Genomic DNA, 3,945 nt, shown 5'->3' with positions numbered 1-3,945 from the left:
TTATTAACTATAAAAATTATCATTTAAGACAGCAGAAAAACTCAAAGTTAATTCATTACGAACATAATTTTTAGCGATTTTGCCAGATTAGATGAGCCAAGTTTAGAAGCTTCTTTAAAGAGCTTCATAGCAAGATTAAACTGAAGAGTTTGATCATGGCTCAGATTGAACGCTGGCGGCAGGCTTAACACATGCAAGTCGAGCGGAAACGATGGTAGCTTGCTACCAGGCGTCGAGCGGCGGACGGGTGAGTAATACTTAGGAATCTACCTAGTAGTGGGGGATAGCACGGGGAAACTCGTATTAATACCGCATACGACCTACGGGAGAAAGGGGGCAGTTTACTGCTCTCGCTATTAGATGAGCCTAAGTCGGATTAGCTAGATGGTGGGGTAAAGGCCTACCATGGCGACGATCTGTAGCTGGTCTGAGAGGATGATCAGCCACACCGGGACTGAGACACGGCCCGGACTCCTACGGGAGGCAGCAGTGGGGAATATTGGACAATGGGGGAAACCCTGATCCAGCCATGCCGCGTGTGTGAAGAAGGCCTTTTGGTTGTAAAGCACTTTAAGCAGTGAAGAAGACTCTTCGGTTAATACCCGGAGACGATGACATTAGCTGCAGAATAAGCACCGGCTAACTCTGTGCCAGCAGCCGCGGTAATACAGAGGGTGCAAGCGTTAATCGGAATTACTGGGCGTAAAGCGAGCGTAGGTGGCTTGATAAGTCAGATGTGAAATCCCCGGGCTTAACCTGGGAACTGCATCTGAAACTGTTAGGCTAGAGTAGGTGAGAGGGAAGTAGAATTTCAGGTGTAGCGGTGAAATGCGTAGAGATCTGAAGGAATACCGATGGCGAAGGCAGCTTCCTGGCATCATACTGACACTGAGGCTCGAAAGCGTGGGTAGCAAACAGGATTAGATACCCTGGTAGTCCACGCCGTAAACGATGTCTACTAGTCGTTGGGTCCCTTGAGGACTTAGTGACGCAGCTAACGCAATAAGTAGACCGCCTGGGGAGTACGGCCGCAAGGTTAAAACTCAAATGAATTGACGGGGGCCCGCACAAGCGGTGGAGCATGTGGTTTAATTCGATGCAACGCGAAGAACCTTACCTGGTCTTGACATATCTAGAATCCTGCAGAGATGCGGGAGTGCCTTCGGGAATTAGAATACAGGTGCTGCATGGCTGTCGTCAGCTCGTGTCGTGAGATGTTGGGTTAAGTCCCGCAACGAGCGCAACCCTTGTCCTTAGTTACCAGCGGGTTAAGCCGGGAACTCTAAGGATACTGCCAGTGACAAACTGGAGGAAGGCGGGGACGACGTCAAGTCATCATGGCCCTTACGACCAGGGCTACACACGTGCTACAATGGTAGGTACAGAGGGCAGCTACACAGCGATGTGATGCGAATCTCAAAAAGCCTATCGTAGTCCAGATTGGAGTCTGCAACTCGACTCCATGAAGTAGGAATCGCTAGTAATCGCGGATCAGAATGCCGCGGTGAATACGTTCCCGGGCCTTGTACACACCGCCCGTCACACCATGGGAGTTGATTGCACCAGAAGTGGATAGCTTAACCTTCGGGGAGGCGTTCACCACGGTGTGGTTGATGACTGGGGTGAAGTCGTAACAAGGTAGCCGTAGGGGAACCTGCGGCTGGATCACCTCCTTATAGACGCATTCGGTCAGCAAGAATTCACAACAAGTTGTTCTTTAGTTTAAGCTTACGTTTTAACAAACGTATTAGGGTCTGTAGCTCAGCTGGTTAGAGCACCGTGTTGATAACGCGGGGGTCGGTGGTTCAAGTCCACCTAGACCCACCATTTTACAATGGGGCCATAGCTCAGTTGGTAGAGCGCCTGCCTTGCACGCAGGAGGTCAACGGTTCGACTCCGTTTGGCTCCACCACTACTAAGACGGTTAAGTAAGCTTTAGATGCTAATAAATAAATAGGTATTAAATAGAAACAAGTGATTGTGATTGATTACTTCTTTCTGTTTTATACAGAATCTGTGACTCGACGAGAGCATAGAGACTATTTAAAAACATAGATATGAGTCTGGGTTAGGAAGAGCGTGTTCACGCGCACTTCTTAACCTTAATAACTCGCCTCTTAACGACATCAGTTGTTATCCCAGGGGTGAGTTATTAAAAAAGTAAAGAGAACTGAATCAAGCGTATAAACATAGGTGATATCGTTATCATAATTAGATTGTATGACACTTAGAAGTCGAAAGACTACTTGGGGTTGTATGGTCAAGTAATGAAGCGCACATGGTGGATGCCTTGGCAGTCAGAGGCGATGAAAGACGTGACAGCCTGCGATAAGCTTCGGGGAGGCGGCAATATCCTGTGATCCGGAGATTTCTGAATGGGGAAACCCACTTACCATAAGGTAGGTATCCTAATTTATTAGGAAGCGAACGAGGGGAAGTGAAACATCTCAGTACCCTTAGGAATAGACATCAATTGAGATTCCCCTAGTAGCGGCGAGCGAACGGGGAGAAGCCGATTAATTCTAATGTAGAAGAACAGCGTGGGAAAGCTGACCGTAGTAGGTGATAGTCCTGTATTCGAAACATTAGAGTTAACATATTAAGTAGAGCGGGGCACGAGAAATCCTGTTTGAAGATGGGGGGACCATCCTCCAAGGCTAAATACTCCTGACTGACCGATAGTGAACCAGTACCGTGAGGGAAAGGCGAAAAGAACCCCTGTGAGGGGAGTGAAATAGAACCTGAAACCGTGTGCGTACAAGCAGTGGGAGCCCACTTGTTGGGTGACCGCGTACCTTTTGTATAATGGGTCAGCGACTTATATTCTGTAGCAAGGTTAACCGTTTAGGGGAGCCGTAGGGAAACCGAGTCTTAATAGGGCGTTTAGTTGCAGGGTATAGACCCGAAACCGAGTGATCTATCCATGAGCAGGTTGAAAGTGCCGTAACAGGCACCGGAGGACCGAACCCACTGTCGTTGAAAAGCCAGGGGATGACTTGTGGATAGGGGTGAAAGGCTAATCAAACTCGGTGATAGCTGGTTCTCCCCGAAAGCTATTTAGGTAGCGCCTCGGACGAACACCATTGGGGGTAGAGCACTGTTTCGGCTAGGGGGTCATACCGACTTACCAAACCGATGCAAACTCCGAATACCGATGAGTGATATCCGGGAGACACACGGTGGGTGCTAACGTCCATCGTGGAGAGGGAAACAACCCAGACCGCCAGCTAAGGCCCCAAATTCCTAGTTAAGTGGGAAACGAGGTGGGAAGGCATAGACAGCTAGGAGGTTGGCTTAGAAGCAGCCATCCTTTAAAGAAAGCGTAATAGCTCACTAGTCGAGTCGGCCCGCGCGGAAGATGTAACGGGGCTCAAACTAGGAGCCGAAGCTGCGGATTTGAATTTGTTTTCAAGTGGTAGGGGAGCGTTGTGTAAGCCTGTGAAGGTGTGTTGTAAAGCATGCTGGAGGTATCACAAGAGCGAATGCTGACGTGAGTAACGATAATGCGAGTGAAAAGCTCGCACGCCGGAAGATCAAGGGTTCCAGTCCAACGTTAATCGGGGCTGGGTGAGTCGACCCCTAAGGCGAGGCCGAAAGGCGTAGTCGATGGGAAATCGGTTAATATTCCGATACTTGTTTATAATGCGATGGAGGGACGGAGAAGGTTATGTCAGCCTGGCGTTGGTTGTCCAGGTGAAAGGATGTAGGTTTATAGCTTAGGTAAATCCGGGCTATTCTATACCGAGATCTGATAGCAAGCTGTACTTGTACAGCGAAGTGGCAAATACCATGCTTCCAGGAAAAGCTTCTAAGCAATAGTTATAAACGAATCGTACCCTAAACCGACACAGGTGATCAGGTAGAGAATACCAAGGCGCTTGAGAGAACTCTGCTGAAGGAACTAGGCAAAATGGTACCGTAACTTCGGGAGAAGGTACGCTGTTG

Annotated in this window: 2 tRNA genes and 2 rRNA genes; all 4 read left to right on the top strand. The window is 48.8% G+C overall.

The features are described 5' to 3' along the window. The first annotated feature begins 137 nt into the window (after positions 1-137). A 16S ribosomal RNA gene (locus Q0788_RS13825) occupies positions 138-1,676 on the top strand. A gap of 74 nt (positions 1,677-1,750) precedes the next feature. Then, positions 1,751-1,827 (top strand) — tRNA-Ile (locus Q0788_RS13820). Between the two features lie 9 nt (positions 1,828-1,836). Then, positions 1,837-1,912 (top strand) — tRNA-Ala (locus Q0788_RS13815). Between the two features lie 346 nt (positions 1,913-2,258). Beyond that, positions 2,259-3,945 (top strand): 23S ribosomal RNA (locus Q0788_RS13810); the annotation flags it as partial.

It is taken from the genome of uncultured Psychrobacter sp., assembly GCF_947500265.1.
In the GTDB taxonomy this organism is placed as follows: Bacteria; Pseudomonadota; Gammaproteobacteria; order Pseudomonadales; family Moraxellaceae; genus Psychrobacter.
Note: the sequence above shows the minus strand (reverse complement) of the source record. Positions and strands in the feature narration are given on the sequence as shown.